Origin of the sequence: Micromonospora sp. NPDC049240 (genome assembly GCF_040647835.1) — a bacterium.
In the GTDB taxonomy this organism is placed as follows: Bacteria; Actinomycetota; Actinomycetes; order Mycobacteriales; family Micromonosporaceae; genus Micromonospora.
The window spans coordinates 1-15862 of the sequence record NZ_JBEZCX010000022.1; the positions used below are offsets into that span (position 1 = coordinate 1).

Annotated in this window: 10 protein-coding genes; 6 read left to right on the forward strand and 4 right to left on the reverse strand. The window is 73.2% G+C overall.

Annotation, left to right across the window (positions count from 1 at the left end; genetic code table 11):
• Positions 1–102 precede the first annotated feature (102 nt).
• A complete protein-coding gene (locus tag AB0B02_RS26750) occupies positions 103–2196 on the reverse strand; it encodes a S9 family peptidase (RefSeq protein ID WP_357304751.1) in 2094 nt (697 codons plus the stop codon).
• A gap of 98 nt (positions 2197–2294) precedes the next feature.
• Here AB0B02_RS26750 and AB0B02_RS26755 point away from each other — a divergent pair, with 98 nt between their 5' ends.
• The gene (locus AB0B02_RS26755) at positions 2295–3782 is read left to right on the forward strand and encodes an FAD-binding oxidoreductase (RefSeq protein WP_357304755.1); all 1488 of its coding nucleotides are present in this window, start codon (positions 2295–2297) and stop codon (positions 3780–3782) included.
• Between the two features lie 18 nt (positions 3783–3800).
• On the opposite strand, the gene AB0B02_RS26760 is transcribed toward AB0B02_RS26755, so the two are convergent.
• Complete coding sequence (locus tag AB0B02_RS26760; protein WP_357304758.1) at positions 3801–5861, reverse strand: SpoIIE family protein phosphatase; 2061 nt, start codon at positions 5859–5861, stop codon at positions 3801–3803.
• 180 nt (positions 5862–6041) lie between these two features.
• Between AB0B02_RS26760 and AB0B02_RS26765 the strand changes: the two genes are divergently transcribed.
• Together AB0B02_RS26765 and AB0B02_RS26770 are read left to right on the forward strand one after the other, a co-directional pair.
• Positions 6042–10406, forward strand: a complete 4365-nt coding sequence (locus tag AB0B02_RS26765; protein WP_357304761.1) for a HAMP domain-containing protein — start codon at positions 6042–6044, stop codon at positions 10404–10406.
• The gene (locus tag AB0B02_RS26770) at positions 10403–10960 is read left to right on the forward strand and encodes a response regulator (protein WP_281943698.1); all 558 of its coding nucleotides are present in this window, start codon (positions 10403–10405) and stop codon (positions 10958–10960) included. Before AB0B02_RS26765 ends, AB0B02_RS26770 begins: the two co-directional genes overlap by 4 nt.
• Before the next feature lie 4 nt (positions 10961–10964).
• Here the strand turns inward: AB0B02_RS26770 and AB0B02_RS26775 are convergent, their stop codons facing one another.
• Positions 10965–11468, reverse strand: a complete 504-nt coding sequence (locus tag AB0B02_RS26775) for a MarR family transcriptional regulator (protein WP_357304765.1) — start codon at positions 11466–11468, stop codon at positions 10965–10967.
• An 87-nt stretch (positions 11469–11555) separates the two neighbouring features.
• Between AB0B02_RS26775 and AB0B02_RS26780 the strand changes: the two genes are divergently transcribed.
• The gene (locus tag AB0B02_RS26780) at positions 11556–12458 is read left to right on the forward strand and encodes an ABC transporter ATP-binding protein (protein ID WP_281943694.1); all 903 of its coding nucleotides are present in this window, start codon (positions 11556–11558) and stop codon (positions 12456–12458) included.
• Positions 12455–14047: an ABC transporter permease gene (locus tag AB0B02_RS26785; RefSeq protein WP_357304769.1), complete on the forward strand. Its 1593-nt coding sequence runs from the start codon at positions 12455–12457 to the stop codon at positions 14045–14047. Before AB0B02_RS26780 ends, AB0B02_RS26785 begins: the two co-directional genes overlap by 4 nt.
• Before the next feature lie 6 nt (positions 14048–14053).
• On the opposite strand, the gene AB0B02_RS26790 is transcribed toward AB0B02_RS26785, so the two are convergent.
• Entirely contained in the window at positions 14054–14371 is a 318-nt protein-coding gene (locus AB0B02_RS26790) for an STAS domain-containing protein (RefSeq protein ID WP_281943690.1), read from the reverse strand.
• Between the two features lie 150 nt (positions 14372–14521).
• Between AB0B02_RS26790 and hemL the strand changes: the two genes are divergently transcribed.
• Positions 14522–15859, forward strand: coding sequence for a glutamate-1-semialdehyde 2,1-aminomutase (gene hemL, locus AB0B02_RS26795; RefSeq protein ID WP_281943689.1), 1338 nt, complete (start codon positions 14522–14524; stop codon positions 15857–15859).
• The last annotated feature ends 3 nt before the right edge of the window (positions 15860–15862 follow it).

Below are 15862 nucleotides of genomic sequence, written 5' to 3' on the forward strand. Positions count from 1 at the left end.
ACCCCCCGTTTTCCCGATCCCGCCCCGGCGTGGCGTCCCCCCGCGCGGGGGGGTTCGGGGGGGGCCCCTTGTTAACGCTGGGCGTTAACAAGGGGCCCCTCCTTACGCGAGGCCGAGGCGGTCCAGCGTCCACGCGTTGACGAACGCCTCCTCGCGCCAGGAGTCGTACCGGCCGCTGGGCCCGCCGTGGCCGGCGCCCATCTCGGTCTTGAGCAGGTAGTCGCCCTGCGGGGCGAGCGCGCGCAGCCGGGCGATCCACTTGGCCGGCTCGTGGTACAGCACCCGGGTGTCGTTGAGGCTGGTCACCGCCAGGATCGCCGGGTAGTCGGCCGAGGTCACGTTCTCGTACGGGGTGTACGACTTCATGTACGCGTAGACCTCGGGGTCGTCCAGCGGGTTGCCCCACTCCTCCCACTCGGTGACCGTCAGCGGCAGCGACGGGTCGAGGATCGAGGAGAGCGCGTCCACGAACGGCACCTGCGCGACGATCCCGGCGAACGCGTCCGGGGCCAGGTTGGCCACCGCGCCCATCAGCAGGCCGCCGGCCGAGGCGCCCCGGGCGACCAGCCGGTCGCTGGCCGTCCAGCCGGCCTTGACCAGGTGCCGGGCGCAGGCCACGAAGTCGGTGAACGTGTTCTTCTTGGCCAGCAGCTTGCCCTCGTCGTACCAGCGACGGCCCAGCTCGCCGCCGCCGCGGATGTGCGCGACCGCGAAGATGACGCCGCGGTCGAGCAGGCTCAGCCGGGGGATCGAGAACCACGGGTCCATGCTGGCCTCGTACGAGCCGTAGCCGTAGATGACCGCCGGCGCGGAACCGTCGCGCGGGGTGTCCCGGCGGCAGACCAGGGAGATCGGCACCCGGGTGCCGTCGTCGGCCAGCGCCCAGTCCCGGTGCTGCTCGTAGTCGGCCGGGTCGTACGCCCGCCCGTCCGGGCCGGGGCGTACCGGCTTGCGTCGCAGCAGCGTCAGCTCGCGGCCGGTCAGGTCGTAGTCGTAGATCGACTCGGGCGTGACCAGCGAGGCGTAGCGCAGTCGGATCGCGCCGGTGCGGTATTCCGGGTTCGCGTCCAGCCCGACGCTGTAGATCGGCTCGGGGAAGTCGATGTCCCAGCTGTCGTCGCTGCCGACCGGCACCACCCGCAGCCCGGTGAGCCCGTTGCTGCGCAGCGAGACCACGAGATGGTTCTCGAACGCGTCGACCGACTCCAGCCGGGTGCCCGGCGTGTGCGGGATCAACGGCGTCCAGTCGCCCGGCGCGTCGGCCGAGGTGTACGCCAGCGCGAAGTCCTCCGCGCCGTCGTTGTGCAGGATCAGGAAGCGGTGGCCGTGGTGTTCGACCGCGTACTCGACGCCCTGCCGCCGCGGGGCCACGATCGCCGGCTCGCCGGTGGGGTTGGCCGCCGGGATGACCCGGACCTCGCTGGTGATCTTGCTGTGGATGTCGATGACCACGAAGCGCTCGGAGCGGGTCAGTTCGACGCCCACCCAGAACCGCTCGTCGTCCTCCTGGTGGACCACCACGTCCTCGCCCGGGCCGGTGCCGACGGTGTGCCGCCACACCCGGTTCGGCCGCCACGCGTCGTCCACGGTGACGTAGAACAGCGTGGAGGCGTCGCCGGACCACGCCGTGCCGTAGAACGTGTCGGGCACCTCGTCGGGCAGCAGCTCACCGGTGGACAGGTCCTTGATCCGCAGCGTGAACCGCTCGTCGCCGGAGAAGTCGGTGGAGTAGGCCAGCCAGCGACCGTCCGGGCTCACGTCGAACGCGCCGAGCGAGAAGAAGTCGTGCCCCTCGGCGAGCTGGTTGCCGTCGAGCAGCACCTCCTCGCCGTCGAGCGGGGCGCCGTCCGCGCTGACCGGGGGCGTGGTCTCACCGGGGCGGACGGCGCGCCGGCAGCGCACGCCGTACTGCTGCCCCTCGACCGTGCGGGTGTAGTACCAGTGGCCGTCCTTGCGGGTCGGCACCGACAGGTCGGTCTCCTGGGTGCGTCGGCGCGTCTCCTCGAACAGCTCGGCCCGCAGCTCGGCCAGGTGCGCGGTGCGCGCCTCGGTGTAGGCGTTCTCGGCCTCCAGGTAGGCGATCGTCTCCGGGTCGTCCTTGGCGGCGAGCCAGGCGTACTCGTCGACGACGGTGTCACCGTGGTGGGTCCGCTCGGCCGGAACGCGCTTCGCCGTGGGCTGTGGGGTCGTGGTCACGGCGTCACGTTACCGGTCGGCGGACCACCGCCGGGCTCCGCGCCGCGCGAAGCCCGCGACGCGCCGCCAGCATTTCGAACATGTGTACGATTGCCGCCATGGCGGCTGCTGCGCGTTCCACCGACCGACCCGGAGCCCTTGAGATCACCCGGAAGCTGGCCGAGATCTGCGGCCGTCCGTTCGCCCGTTTCGCCGGCCCGGCCGACGAGGTGGCCGGCCGCACCGCCCGCTGGGTGGCCGTGCCGGGCGGCCCGCGTGCCGCTGCCGAGGTGCTCCGGCTGGCGGCGGCGCACGACCTGACCGTGGTGCCGCGCGGCGCCGGCACGAAGATCGACTGGGGTGCCGCCCCGGGCCGGGTCGACATCATGCTCGACACCGGCCGGCTGGCCGGCGTCTGGCACGAGCCGAGGGACGCCGCGGTGGCCGAGATCGGCGCCGGCACGCCGCTGCGGGCCGTCCAGGCCACGCTGGGCCGCACCGGCCGGCGGCTCCCGGTCGACGCGCCCTCGCCGGGGGCGACGCTGGGCGGGGTGCTCGCCGCCGACGAGGCCGGCCCGTTGCGCCACCGGCACGGCAGCCCGTGCGCGCAACTCGTCGGCGTGCGTTACCTCGACGCCGACGGCGAGCTGGTCAGCGTCGGCGAGTCCGGCACGGCACGCCTCGAACGCGCGGCCCCGACGGGCGGCTTCGACCTCGGTGGCCTCGTCGCCGTCGGTACGGCCGGTGGTGGCCTCGGTGCCGGCGGCCCGGTTGCCGGTGGTGGTGACGCGGTCCTCGGGTCCGGTGGCCTGCCGGGGCTGGACGTGGCCCGGCTGCTCTGCGGCTCGCAGGGCGGCCTCGGCGTGCTGGTCTCGGCCACCATGCGGGTGCACGCGGCGCCGGCCGGCCGGGTCTGGGTGTCCCGCCCGCTCTGGTCGCCGCTGGAGTTGCCCGACCTGGTCCGCGCGGTGCAGGCCGCCGGGGTCGATCCGGCCGCCGTCGAGCTGGACCTGCCGGTCCCGATTCCCCTGCCCCGCCGCCGGATCCCCGCCAGCCATCCCTCGGTGGTCGGCCGCCCCGACCATCCGGCGGTCACCGGGCGGCCGGCGGTGGGCAGCCTGGTGGTGCTGCTGGAGGGCGGCCCGTCCGACGTGGCGGGACGCGCCGAGCGACTGACCGCCGTGCTCGGCGGTGACGCCGTGGTCAACCACCACGCGCCCGAGTGGTGGGGCCGTTATCCGTTCGCCCCGGGCGACACCGCGCTGCGCATCGACCTGCCCGCCACCGACCTGCACGCCGCGGTCTACGCGTTGCGCGACGCCGCCGGCACCCCGATGCCGGTGCGCGGCTCCGCCGGGATCGGCTCCGCGTACGCCACCCTGCCCGGGTCGCTGGCACCCGAGCGGGTCGCCTCGATCCTCAGCGCGGTCCGCAGCGTGCTGATCGCCCGGCAGGGCCGGTGCGTGGTGGTGGCGGCGCCGGCCCCGGTGCGCCGCAGCGTCGACCTCTGGGGCGAGCTGCCCGCGCTGCCGCGACTGCGCAGCGCCAAGGCGCACCTGGATCCGCACCGTCGGCTGGCCCCCGGCCGCCTCCCCGGCGGCCTCTGACCCGAGCCCGGTGGACGATCAGGGGATGTCGTTGCGGAGCACCAGGACGGCGATGTCGTCGCGCGGCGGCTCGGCGGAGAACGCGATGGTGGCGGCGCGCAGGCGGGCGGCGACCACGTCGGCGGAGTAGCCGGCCAGCGGCGCCGCGGACTCACGCAGCCGCTCGGTGCCGAACAGCTCCCGGCCGCGCCGCCGCTCGGTCACCCCGTCGGTGTAGAAGATGAGCGCGTCGCCCGGCTTGAGCGCCAGCTCGGCCGTCGGGGTGGTGATGGCGTCGAGCAGGCCGAGCGCGGTGCCGCTGGCGCCGACGAACGTCGCGCCGCCACCGCCGTGCAGCAGCACCGGCCGGTCGTGGCCGGCCAGGTGCAGGGCGACGTCGAGCTGGTCGCCGTCGCCGGGCGCGACCGCCGCCAGCGCGAGCGTGCAGTAGCGCCCGCCGCCCCGCTCGACAAGCGTCTCGTTGAGTCGGCCGAGCACCTCCGGCAGCGGCTTGCCGTCGCCCACCAGCACCCGGATCACGTCGCGGACCAGGCCGGTCACGGCAGCGGCCTGCACGCCCTTGCCGGAGACGTCCCCGACCACCACCAGCCAGCGACCGTCCGGCAGCGGCACCACGTCGTAGAAGTCGCCGCCGACCTCGGCGTCGTCGCCGGTCGGGACGTACTCGGCGGCGAAGCCGATGCCCTCGACCACCGGCAGCACCGGCGGCAGCAGCGACTGCTGGAGCGTCTGCGCGACCCGGCGACGCTCGGCGTGGATGCGGGCGTTCTCGATGGCGAGCGCGGCCCGCCGGGCCACGTCCTCCAGCACCGAGACCTCGTCGGGGTCGTGCCGGTGCCGCTGGTGGCGGCCCACGGCGAGCGTGCCGAGCCGCTGCCCGCGGGCGATCAACGGGACGGCGAAGCCTTCCATCGGCCCGCCCAGCGGCACCTGCGTCTGGCTGCGGGACGCCTCGCGCAGCCGGGACTGGATCGAGTCCGGGCCGGTCTCGGCGAGGACCCGGTGCAGATGGGGCAGCATCGCCTCGTCGGCGTGGCTGGACGCGGCGAGGCGCAGCCGCCCCCACTCGTCGGCGGTGTGCACCGCGCACCACTGACCGAGCCGGGGCACCACGAGCTGCGGCACGAGCGCCATGGTCAGCTCGACGTCGAGCGACTGGGCGAGCAGCTCGCTCGCCTCGGCGAGGAAGGTCAGCCAGGCGGACCGGCGGACGTCGGCGCGACGCAGCCGGTCGTTCTCCAGGTGCAGCGACAGCCGCTCGGCGGCCAGCACCGCGAGCGGCCGGGCGTACGCCGAGGGCGCCGCGTCCAGCTCCAGCTCGCCGGCGTACGGGCGGTGCACGGCGAGCGGGACGCGCAGCAACTCGTTGCCCTCCCGGGGGGCCCGGCCGTAGCGGGCGAACACCTGGGTGCCCAGCCCGTCCCCGCGGTCCAGTCGGACCGTGCCGCCGGCCGCGCCGACCATCTCGCCCACCCGGGTCAGCAGCCCGGCGGCGAACTCGGGCAGCGGATCGTCGGCGTACGCGTCGGGGGTGGTCTGCATCAGCTCGCTCATCGCCGCGGCGCTCGGCGTGCCCTGGTCCGGGCGTTCCGTGTCGGCCCGGGCCGGTGCGGCGGACAGCCGGGCGGGCCCGCCCCGACCGGGCCGGTCCAGGCGGAACCAGACGCCCTTGCCGGTCGGGAGGTACGTGGTGCCCCACCGGCTGGCGAAGTGGTCGACGAGCAGCAGGCCACGACCGCGCGCGGCCACCTCGGTGATGTCGGCGGTGGTGTTGCGCACGCCGACGACCAGTTCGTCGACCGGGCCGGAGGCGAAGTCGGTGACGGTGACCGTGAACCCGGCGGGGTCGGCCTCGACCTCGATGTCCAGTTCGGTGCGGGCGTGCTCGACCGCGTTGGTGGTCAGCTCGGTGGTGAGCAGCAGCGCCTCGTTGAGCAGTTCGGGCAGACCGGCTTCGAGGAGCATGGCCCGCACCAGCGCCCGGGCCGCCGCGGGGGTGCGCCGGTCGGCGGGGAGGCGGACGCGGCGGACGTGCTCGTCCGCGCCGCCGCTCAGGGCCGGCCCCGCCTCCGCTGACACCTCCGTATCCTCTACCGCCGCCGCCCCGGGTGCCAAGCGCCCCGGCCGAACCCGGAAACTCGGGCGGATACCGTCCGTGACGCGCCCCCGCCCGCCGTGACCTCGACGGATCGCGCGGCAGAATGATGGGATGGCCGCGTGTCGGCACGAGCCGGTGGGCCCCGAGCTGAGCGAGGAATGATGACCACGGCGAAACAGTCGGTGAGCGCGGATCCGTCCGCCGCCGACCACGAGGTGCTCCTCGGCGAGCTGGTCGAGGCGTTGCAGCGGGTGGCTCGTGGCGACCTCCGGGTCCGCCTGCCGCGGCGGGCGGGGCGCTCCGGCGAGGTGGCCGACGCGTTCAACGACGTGGTGTCGCTCCAGGAACGGCAGCAGCTGGACCTGCGCCGGATCAGCCGGATCGTCGGCCGGGACGGCCGGCTGACCGAGCGCCTCGACGACGAGGGCCTGGAGGGCTCCTGGGCGGAGGGGCAGCGGGCGGTCAACTCGCTGATCGACGACCTGGGCCGGCCGGCCACCGAGATCGCCCGGGTCATCGTGGCGGTGGCCGACGGCGACCTGTCCCAGCACATGGCGTTGGAGATCGACGGGCGCCCGCTGCGCGGTGAGTACCTGCGGATCGGCCGGACCGTGAACACCATGGTCGACCAGCTCTCGTCGTTCGCCGACGAGGTGACGCGGGTGGCCCGTGAGGTGGGCACCGAGGGCAAGCTCGGCGGCCAGGCCGACGTGCGCGGCGTCGCCGGCACCTGGAAGGACCTCACCGACTCGGTGAACACCATGGCGTCGAACCTGACCGGCCAGGTGCGGTCGATCTCCCAGGTGGCGACCGCGGTGGCGAAGGGCGACCTGTCGCAGAAGATCACCGTCGGCGCGCGCGGCGAGGTGGCCGAGCTGGCGGACACCATGAACTCGCTCACCGACACGCTGCGCCTCTTCGCCGAGCAGGTGACCCGGGTGGCGCGTGAGGTGGGCACCGAGGGCAAGCTGGGCGGGCAGGCGCAGGTGCCGGGCGTGGCCGGCACGTGGAAGGACCTGACCGACAACGTCAACTCGATGGCGTCGAACCTGACCTCCCAGGTCCGCAACATCGCCCAGGTCTCCACGGCGGTGGCGAAGGGCGACCTCAGTCAGAAGATCACGGTGGCGGCGCAGGGCGAGATCCTGGAGCTGAAGGACACCGTCAACACGATGGTGGACCAGCTCTCGTCGTTCGCCGACGAGGTGACCCGGGTGGCCCGCGAGGTCGGCATCGAGGGCAAGCTCGGCGGCCAGGCCCAGGTACGCGGCGTCTCCGGCACCTGGCGCGACCTCACCGAGAACGTCAACCAGCTCGCCGGCAACCTGACCAGCCAGGTCCGGAACATCTCCCAGGTGTCGACCGCGGTGGCGAAGGGCGACCTGGGCCAGAAGATCACGGTGGACGCGCAGGGCGAGATCCTGGAGCTGAAGAACACCGTGAACACGATGGTGGACCAGCTCTCGTCGTTCGCCGACGAGGTGACGCGGGTGGCGCGTGAGGTGGGCACCGAGGGCAAGCTGGGTGGTCAGGCGCAGGTGAAGGGCGTCTCCGGCACCTGGCGGGATCTCACCGACAACGTGAACTCGATGGCGTCGAACCTGACCTCCCAGGTCCGCAACATCGCGTCGGTCACCACCGCCGTGGCGAAGGGCGACCTGTCGCAGAAGATCACCGTGGACGCCCGGGGCGAGATCCTGGAGTTGAAGTCCACGGTGAACACGATGGTGGACCAGCTCTCGTCGTTCGCCGACGAGGTGACGCGGGTGGCGCGTGAGGTGGGTACCGAGGGCAAGCTCGGCGGGCAGGCCCAGGTACGCGGCGTGGCCGGCACCTGGCGGGACCTCACCGACAACGTGAACTCGATGGCGTCCAACCTGACCGCCCAGGTGCGGAACATCGCCCAGGTCTCCACCGCGGTCGCCAAGGGCGACCTGTCGCAGAAGATCACCGTGGACGCGCAGGGCGAGATCCTGGAGCTGAAGTCCACGGTGAACACGATGGTGGACCAGCTCTCGTCGTTCGCCGACGAGGTGACGCGGGTGGCCCGTGAGGTGGGCACCGAGGGCAAGCTCGGTGGTCAGGCACAGGTGAAGGGCGTCTCCGGCACCTGGCGCGACCTGACCGACAACGTGAACTCGATGGGGTCGAACCTCACCTCCCAGGTCCGCAACATCGCGTCGGTCACCACGGCGGTGGCGCGGGGCGACCTGGGCCAGAAGATCACGGTGGACGCGCAGGGCGAGATCCTGGAGCTGAAGAACACCGTCAACACGATGGTGGACCAGCTCTCGTCGTTCGCCGACGAGGTGACGCGGGTGGCGCGTGAGGTGGGCACCGAGGGCAAGCTCGGCGGTCAGGCGCAGGTGAAGGGCGTCTCCGGCACCTGGCGCGACCTCACCGAGAACGTCAACCAGCTCGCCTCGACGCTGACCACGCAGCTCCGCGCCATCGCGCAGGTCTCCACGTCGGTGACCCGGGGCGACCTGACCCAGCGGATCAACGTGAAGGCGCAGGGCGAGGTCGCCGAGCTGAAGGACAACATCAACCAGATGATCGTCACCCTCCGGGAGACGACCAAGAAGAACGCCGAGCAGGGCTGGCTCGACTCCAACCTGGCCCGCATCGGTGGCCTGCTCCAGGGTCAGCGGGACCTGGGCGAGGTCTGCCGCATGATCATGATGGAGGTGACCCCGCTGGTCGACGCGCAACTCGGCGCGTTCTTCCTGGCGGACAGCTCCGAGGGCAGCATGCGGCTGCGGCTCACCGCCTCCTACGGCTACGTGGCCCGGGGCCACGACGTCACGTTCGGCCCCGGCGAGGGGCTGGTCGGGCAGGCCGCGTTGTCCCGCCGGACGATCCGGGTCAAGGCGCAGCCGGGCGGCCGGCTGGTGGTCCGCTCCGGGCTGGCCGACACGCCCCCGGCCGACCTGGTGGTGCTGCCGGTGCTGTTCGAGGGGGAGCTGCTCGGCGTGATCGAGTTCGCCGGCGTGACCACCTTCTCCGAGCTGCACCTGTCGTTCCTGGAGCGGCTGGTGCTGACCATCGGCGTCGCGGTCAACACCATTCAGGCCAACCGGCGTACGGAGGAGCTGCTGGCGCAGTCGCAGCGGCTGGCGCACGAGATGCAGGACCAGTCGGCGGAGTTGCAGCGCACCAACGCCGAGTTGGAGGACAAGGCGAAGCTGCTGTCGGAGCAGAAGGCCAACATCGAGACGCAGAACCGGGAGATCGAGCTGGCCCGGCTCGGCCTGGAGGAGAAGGCGCAGCAGCTCACCCGCGCGTCGGCGTACAAGTCGGAGTTCCTGGCCAACATGAGCCACGAGCTGCGGACGCCGCTGAACTCGCTGCTGCTGCTGGCGCGGCTGCTGGCGGAGAACCCGGAGCGGAACCTCAGCGCGAAGCAGATCGAGTTCGCCCGGACCATCCACAGCGCCGGCTCGGACCTGCTCTCGCTGATCGACGACATCCTGGACCTCTCCAAGATCGAGGCGGGCCGGATGGACGTGGAGCCGGCCGAGGTCCACTTCTCCGAGATCCGCGGCTACGTCGAGCAGGCGTTCGCGCCGCAGGCCGAGGAGAAGGGGCTCGACTTCCAGGTGCGGGTCAGCCGGGAGCTGCCGCCGGCCCTGGTCACGGACGCCCAGCGGTTGCAGCAGATCCTGCGCAACCTGCTGTCGAACGCGGTGAAGTTCACCGACAACGGGGCGGTGACGCTGCGCATCGGGCCGGCCGCCGAGAACGCGGTCTTCGACGTGCCGGCGCTGACCAACGCCCAGCGGGTCATCGCGTTCACCGTGATCGACACCGGGATCGGCGTCTCGGACGACAAGCTCTCGCTGATCTTCGAGGCGTTCCAGCAGGCCGACGGCACCACCAGCCGGCGCTACGGCGGCACCGGGCTGGGCCTGTCGATCAGCCGGGACCTGGCCCGCCTGCTCGGTGGCACGATCACCGTGTCGTCCGCGCCCGGCCAGGGCTCGACGTTCACGCTCTTCGTACCGGACGTGCTGGCGCCGGACGCGGTGGTGGCGCCGGCCCCGCCGTCGCCGAGCCGCGCGGGCCTGTCGTCGTCGCTGCTCATGCCGATGGAGCTGCCGCAGCCGCAGGAGACACCGGCGACCCGCCGGCTGGACGGCGTGACCGTCCTGATCATCGATGACGACGTCCGGAACGTGTTCGCGCTGACCTCCGCGTTGGAACTGCACGGGATGACCGTGTTGTACTCGGACAACGGGGTGGACGGGGTGCGCCAGCTCGCCGAGCATCCGGAGGTGGACATCGTGCTGATGGACGCGATGATGCCGGATCAGGACGGCTACGAGACGACCGCGCAGATCCGCCGCAACCACCGGTTCGCGGACCTGCCGGTCGTGTTCCTGACCGCGAAGGCGATGCCCGGCGACCGGGAGTCGGCGCTCGCGGCCGGCGGCAGCGACTACATCACCAAGCCGGTGGATCTGGACGAGCTGATCGGGCTGATGGCGTCCTGGATCGGCCGCAGCAGAGGCGAGGAGACCGCGTGACGCAGACGGCCAAGGCGCTGCTGGTGGACGACCGGCGGGAGAACCTGATGGCGTTGGAGGCCATCCTCCAGGGGCTCCCGGTGCAGTCGGTCGCGGTGGAGAGCGGTGAGGCCGCGCTCAAGCAGTTGCTGGTGGACGACTTCGCGGTGATCCTGCTCGACGCCCAGATGCCGGACATGGACGGCTTCGAGACCGCCACCCACATCAAGCGGCGGGAGCGCACCCGGCACGTACCGATCATCTTCCTCACCGCGGCGGACAAGGACGCCCAGCTCGCGCTGCGCGGCTACGCGGTCGGTGCGGTCGACTACCTGACCAAGCCGTTCGATCCGTGGGTGCTGCGGGCCAAGGTGACCGTCTTCGTCGAGCTGTGGGTGAAGACCCGGCAGCTCGCCGCCCAGTCGGACCTGGTGCGGGAGCGGGACCTCCAGTGGCGGCGCCTCGCCGAGGCGGTGGACGCCGCGACCGCGCTGTTGCGCGCCGACGACGACCCGGCGGCCCGGGAGCGGGCGGCGGATCTGCTGGAGCAGGCCCGCTGGGGCAACACCCGCTGAACGGTCAGCCGCCGGCCGGGCCGCCGTGCCCGGTCGCGGCACGCCGGGCCCGCCACCGGTCGCCGAGCGACTCCACCTCTTCCTGTACGAAGAGGAAGAAGTCCCGCATCTCGGCGACCCGTTCCCCGGCCGGGGTGCTCCGCCCGCGCAACGCGTCGACGCCACCCCCGGCGATGTCGATGAAGTTCTTGTAGAGGTTGGTCTTGGTGATGGTCGCCTCGTACCAGGGGTTGTCGGGCATCCGGTAGCGGTCGCGCCGGGAGCCCTTGACCGGTTCGCGGACCAGCATGGCGAACTGGGTGAGGTAGCGGACCGCGCCGCTCACGGCCGCCGCGCTGACGCCCAGCCGGTCGGCGATCTCGGCGGCGGTCAGCGGGTCGTCGGCGCTCATCACGGTGAACAGGACCCGGGCGGCCATCCGGGGGAAGCCCACGTCGGCGAAGGCCATCGCCATCCGCTCGACGAAGAGGTGGACCTCGTCCTCGTCGTACGCGGGGGGCTGGCTCATGGTCTTCTCCTCGGCGGTCATCCCGGTGATCGTCTCTCACCTCTCACTGTCTTCACAAGTTTCTGAAACGAGCGTAGCTTCCGAAGTATGGAAAACACCATTGAGGTGTCCGGCCTGGTGAAGACGTTCGGCCGGACCCGGGCGCTCGACGGACTCGACCTGAGCGTCCGCACCGGTGAGGTGCACGGCTTCCTGGGCCCCAACGGCTCCGGCAAGTCGACCACCATCCGGGTGCTGCTCGGCCTGCTGCGGGCGGACGCGGGGGCTGTCCGACTGCTCGACGGCGACCCCTGGCGGGACGCGGTGGCCCTGCACCGCCGCCTCGCGTACGTGCCCGGCGACGTCACGCTCTGGCCCAACCTCAGCGGCGGTGAGGTGATCGACCTGCTCGGCCGGATGCGCGGCGGGCTCGACCCGAGGCGCCGCGCCGAGCTGCTGGAGTCGTTCGAGCTGGACCCGCGCAAGAAGGGCCGGACCTACTCCAAGGGCAACCGGCAGAAGGTCGGCCTGGTGGCCGCGCTCGCCTCCGACGTCGAGCTGCTCATCCTCGACGAGCCGACCTCCGGGCTCGACCCGCTGATGGAGGAGGTGTTCCAGCACTGGGTCCGCCGGGCCCGCCACGACGGTCGCACCGTGCTGCTCTCCAGCCACATCCTGGCCGAGGTGGAGGCGCTCTGCGACCGGGTCACCATCATCCGGGCCGGCCGCGCGGTGGAGTCCGGCACGCTCGGCGACCTGCGTCACCTGCACCGCACCGCGATCGACGCCGAGGTCACCGCCCCGCTCGACGGGCTGGCCGACCTGCCCGGCGTGCACGACCTGCGGGTGGACGGGCACCGGGTGCGCTTCGACGTGGACGCCGCCGCGCTGGACGCCGCGCTGCGCCGCCTCACCGAGCTGGGCGTCCGCAGCCTGGTCAGCACCCCGCCGACACTTGAGGAGCTGTTCCTGCGGCACTACGAGACCGCGCCCGAGAAGGTCGCCTCATGAGCGCGCTCACCGGGACCCGTCACCTGGCCCGGCTGATCCTGCGCCGGGACCGCGTCCTGCTGCCGCTCTGGGTGCTGGTCCTCGCCGTGCTGCCGATGTCGTACGCGACCAGCTTCTTCGAGCTGTTCCCCACCGCCGCCGAGCGGGCCGCGTACACCGAGGGGACCGCCCGCAACCCGTCCATCGTCGCGCTGCTCGGCCCGGTCTACGGCGACAGCGTCGGCGCGCTGACCGCCCAGCGCAGCGGGTTCCTGCTGGTGATCGTGGCGCTGGCCAGCCTGCTCACGGTGATCCGGCACACCCGCACCGAGGAGGAGGCCGGCCGGCGGGAGCTGCTCGGCGGCAGCGTGCTCGGCCGGTACGCCGGGCTGACCGCCGCGCTGCTCGTCACGTACGCCGCCGACCTGCTGCTCGGGCTGCTCACCGCCGCCGGGCTCGCCTCGACCGGGCTGCCGGCGGCCGGCTCCTGGGCGTACGGCCTGGCCGCAGCGTCGACCGGGATGGTCTTCGCCACGCTCGGCGGGCTGGCCGCGCAGCTCACCGAGACCGCTGGCGGGGCGCGGGGCATCGGCCTCGCCGGCCTCGGCGCCGCGTTCGGGCTGCGCCTGGTCGGGGACACCGCCGGTAACGACTGGCCGAGCTGGCTGTCGCCGCTGGGCTGGGCGGCCCGGGTGCGGGCGTACGAGGGGGACCGGTGGTGGGTGCTGCTGCTGCCGCTGGCCGCCACGGTGCTGCTGGCCGCGCTCGCGTACCCGGTCTCGGTCCGCCGCGACCTCGGCGCGGGCCTGCTGCCGCCCCGCCTCGGGCCGGCCACCGCCGACCGGGCGCTGTCCGGTCCGTTCGGCCTGGCCTGGCGGCTGCACCGGGGGCAGCTCCTCTGGTGGTCGGTCGGGTTCGGCCTGCTCGGGCTGATCCTGGGCGGCGCCGCCGAGGCGGCCGGCCGCTCGGTGGAGGGGAACCCGCGGCTGGAGGAGATCATGGCCCGGATCGGCGGGGCGTCCGGGCTGGCGGACGCCTACCTGGGCGCCACGCTGAGCCTGGCCGGGCTGGCCGCCGCCGGGTACGGCATCCAGGCGGCGCTGCGGATGCGCGCGGAGGAGTCCGCCGGGCGCGCCGAACCGGTGCTCGCCACCGGTACGCGCCGCTCGACGTGGCTGCTCTCGCACGTGGCGTTCGCGCTGCTCGGCCCGGTGGTGGTGCTCGCGGTGACCGGGCTGGCCACCGGCCTCACGTACGGCTTCAGTGTGGGCGACGTGCCCCGGCAGGTGGGCCGGATGCTCGGCGCGGGGCTGGCCCAGGCGCCGGCGGCCTGGGTGCTGGCCGGGCTGGCCGTGCTGCTGCACGGGCTGCTGCCCCGGTTCGCGTCGGCCGCGTGGGCGGTGCTGGCGCTCTGCGTGCTGCTCGGTCAGCTCGGCGCGGTGCTGAACCTGAACCAGTGGCTGCTGGACCTGTCCCCGTTCACGCACACCCCCCAGGTGCTGCGCGCCACCTGGACCCCCACCCCGCTGCTCCTGCTCACCACCCTGGCCGTAATCCTCACCCTGACCGGCCTGCAAACCTTCCGCCGCCGCGACCTTCCCATCACCTGAGTCGGGTCAGCGGATCATCAGGGCGCTGCGGAGGCCGGTGATGTCGAGGACGCGGAGCAGGAAGTCGCCGACGTTGCTCAGCACCAGCACGCACTGGGCGTGGCTGGCCTTGCGGCTGAGCACCACGAGCGTGCCGAGGCCCTGTGAGTCGCAGAAGGTGACGCCGCCCAGGTCGAGCACGATGCGCGGCGGCGGATCCGCCAGCACCTCGTTGACCACCGTGGAGAGCTGGGCGGCCGTGAGCATGTCGATCTCACCGGCCAGGCGAAGCACGGCTTCGTCACCCGTCCGGTGCACGGTGATGGACAGTTCGGCACGATCCACCCGGTCAGCCTATCGCGATCCCCACCAACGGGCCCGTCGAGCGCTTCCCGCCCCACCCGCCCCACCTCCGGGCGCGGGGGTGAGGCGGGTAACGCCCGGGGCGGGGTGCTGGTCGGGGAGGGGGCGGGCGCTGACACAATGGGGGGCATCGTGACCGAGACCTTTTCCGCCGGATCCGGCCGTTACCCGGCCGACGCTCCGGCCTCCGAGGCCCTGTTCGACCGCGCCAAGGCCCTCGTGCCCGGCGGGGTCAACTCCCCTGTGCGTGCGTTCCGCGCGGTTGGCGGCACCCCACGCTTCATGGTCCGGGGGGAGGGGCCCTGGCTGTTCGACGCCGACGGGCGGCGCTACGTCGACCTGGTCTGCTCCTGGGGCCCGCTGATCCTCGGCCATGCCCACCCCGCCGTGGTGGAGGCGCTGCGCGAGGCCGCCACGCTGGGCACCAGCTTCGGCACCCCGACCCCGGGCGAGGTGGACCTCGCCGAGGAGATCGTCGCGCGGACGCCGGTCGAGCAGGTGCGTCTGGTCAACTCCGGCACCGAGGCGACCATGTCGGCGATCCGGCTGGCCCGCGGCTTCACCGGTCGCGCCAAGATCATCAAGTTCGCCGGCTGCTACCACGGCCACTCCGACGCGCTGCTCGCCGCCGCCGGCTCCGGTGTCGCCACGTTCGGGCTGCCCGACTCGCCCGGCGTGACCGGCGCGGCGGCCGGCGACACCATCGTGCTGCCCTACAACGACCTGGGCGCGGTCGAGGCCGCCTTCGCCGCCGAGGGGCCGCACCTCGCGGCGATCATCACCGAGGCGGCGGCCGGCAACATGGGCGTGATCGCGCCCCGCGACGGCTTCAACGCCGAGCTGGCCCGGATCGCCCACGCGCACGGCGCGCTGCTCATCGTCGACGAGGTGATGACCGGGTTCCGGGTCTCCCGCGCCGGCTGGCACGGCCTCGACGCCTCCGACGCCGACCTGTGGACGTACGGGAAGGTCATGGGTGGCGGCCTGCCCGCGGCGGCGTTCGGCGGGCGCGCGGAGATCATGGCGAAGCTGGCCCCGGCCGGCCCGGTCTACCAGGCCGGCACGCTGTCGGGGAACCCGCTGGCCTGCGCGGCCGGCCTGGCCACGCTGCGGCTCGCCGACGACGCGCTCTACCGGCGCCTCGACGAGACGTCCGCCGCGCTGGGCAAGCTCGCCACCGAGGCGCTCTCCGAGGCCGGCGTGCCGCACCGCCTCTCCACCGCCGGCAACATGTTCTCGATCTTCTTCACCGACGCCGACGTGCGCGACTACGACAGCGCCCGCACCCAGCAGGTGCCGGCGTTCAAGGCGTTCTTCCACGCGATGCTCGCCGGTGGCGTCTACCTTCCGCCGAGCGCGTTCGAGTCGTGGTTCGTCTCGGCGGCGATCGACGACGCCGCGTGGGACCAGATCGCCGCCGCCCTGCCGGTGGCGGCGCGGGCGGCGGCAGCGGCGGGACACGGGGGGTAACTG

What these genes read in the sequence shown, in the direction of transcription:
- AB0B02_RS26755 (WP_357304755.1), top strand. Translation starts at nt 2,295, where the DNA reads ATGGCGGCTGCTGCGCGTTCCACCGACCGACCCGGAGCCCTTGAGATC.
- AB0B02_RS26765 (WP_357304761.1), top strand. Translation starts at nt 6,042, where the DNA reads ATGACCACGGCGAAACAGTCGGTGAGCGCGGATCCGTCCGCCGCCGAC.
- AB0B02_RS26775 (WP_357304765.1), bottom strand. Translation starts at nt 11,468, where the DNA reads ATGAGCCAGCCCCCCGCGTACGACGAGGACGAGGTCCACCTCTTCGTC.
- AB0B02_RS26780 (WP_281943694.1), top strand. Translation starts at nt 11,556, where the DNA reads ATGGAAAACACCATTGAGGTGTCCGGCCTGGTGAAGACGTTCGGCCGG.
- AB0B02_RS26785 (WP_357304769.1), top strand. Translation starts at nt 12,455, where the DNA reads ATGAGCGCGCTCACCGGGACCCGTCACCTGGCCCGGCTGATCCTGCGC.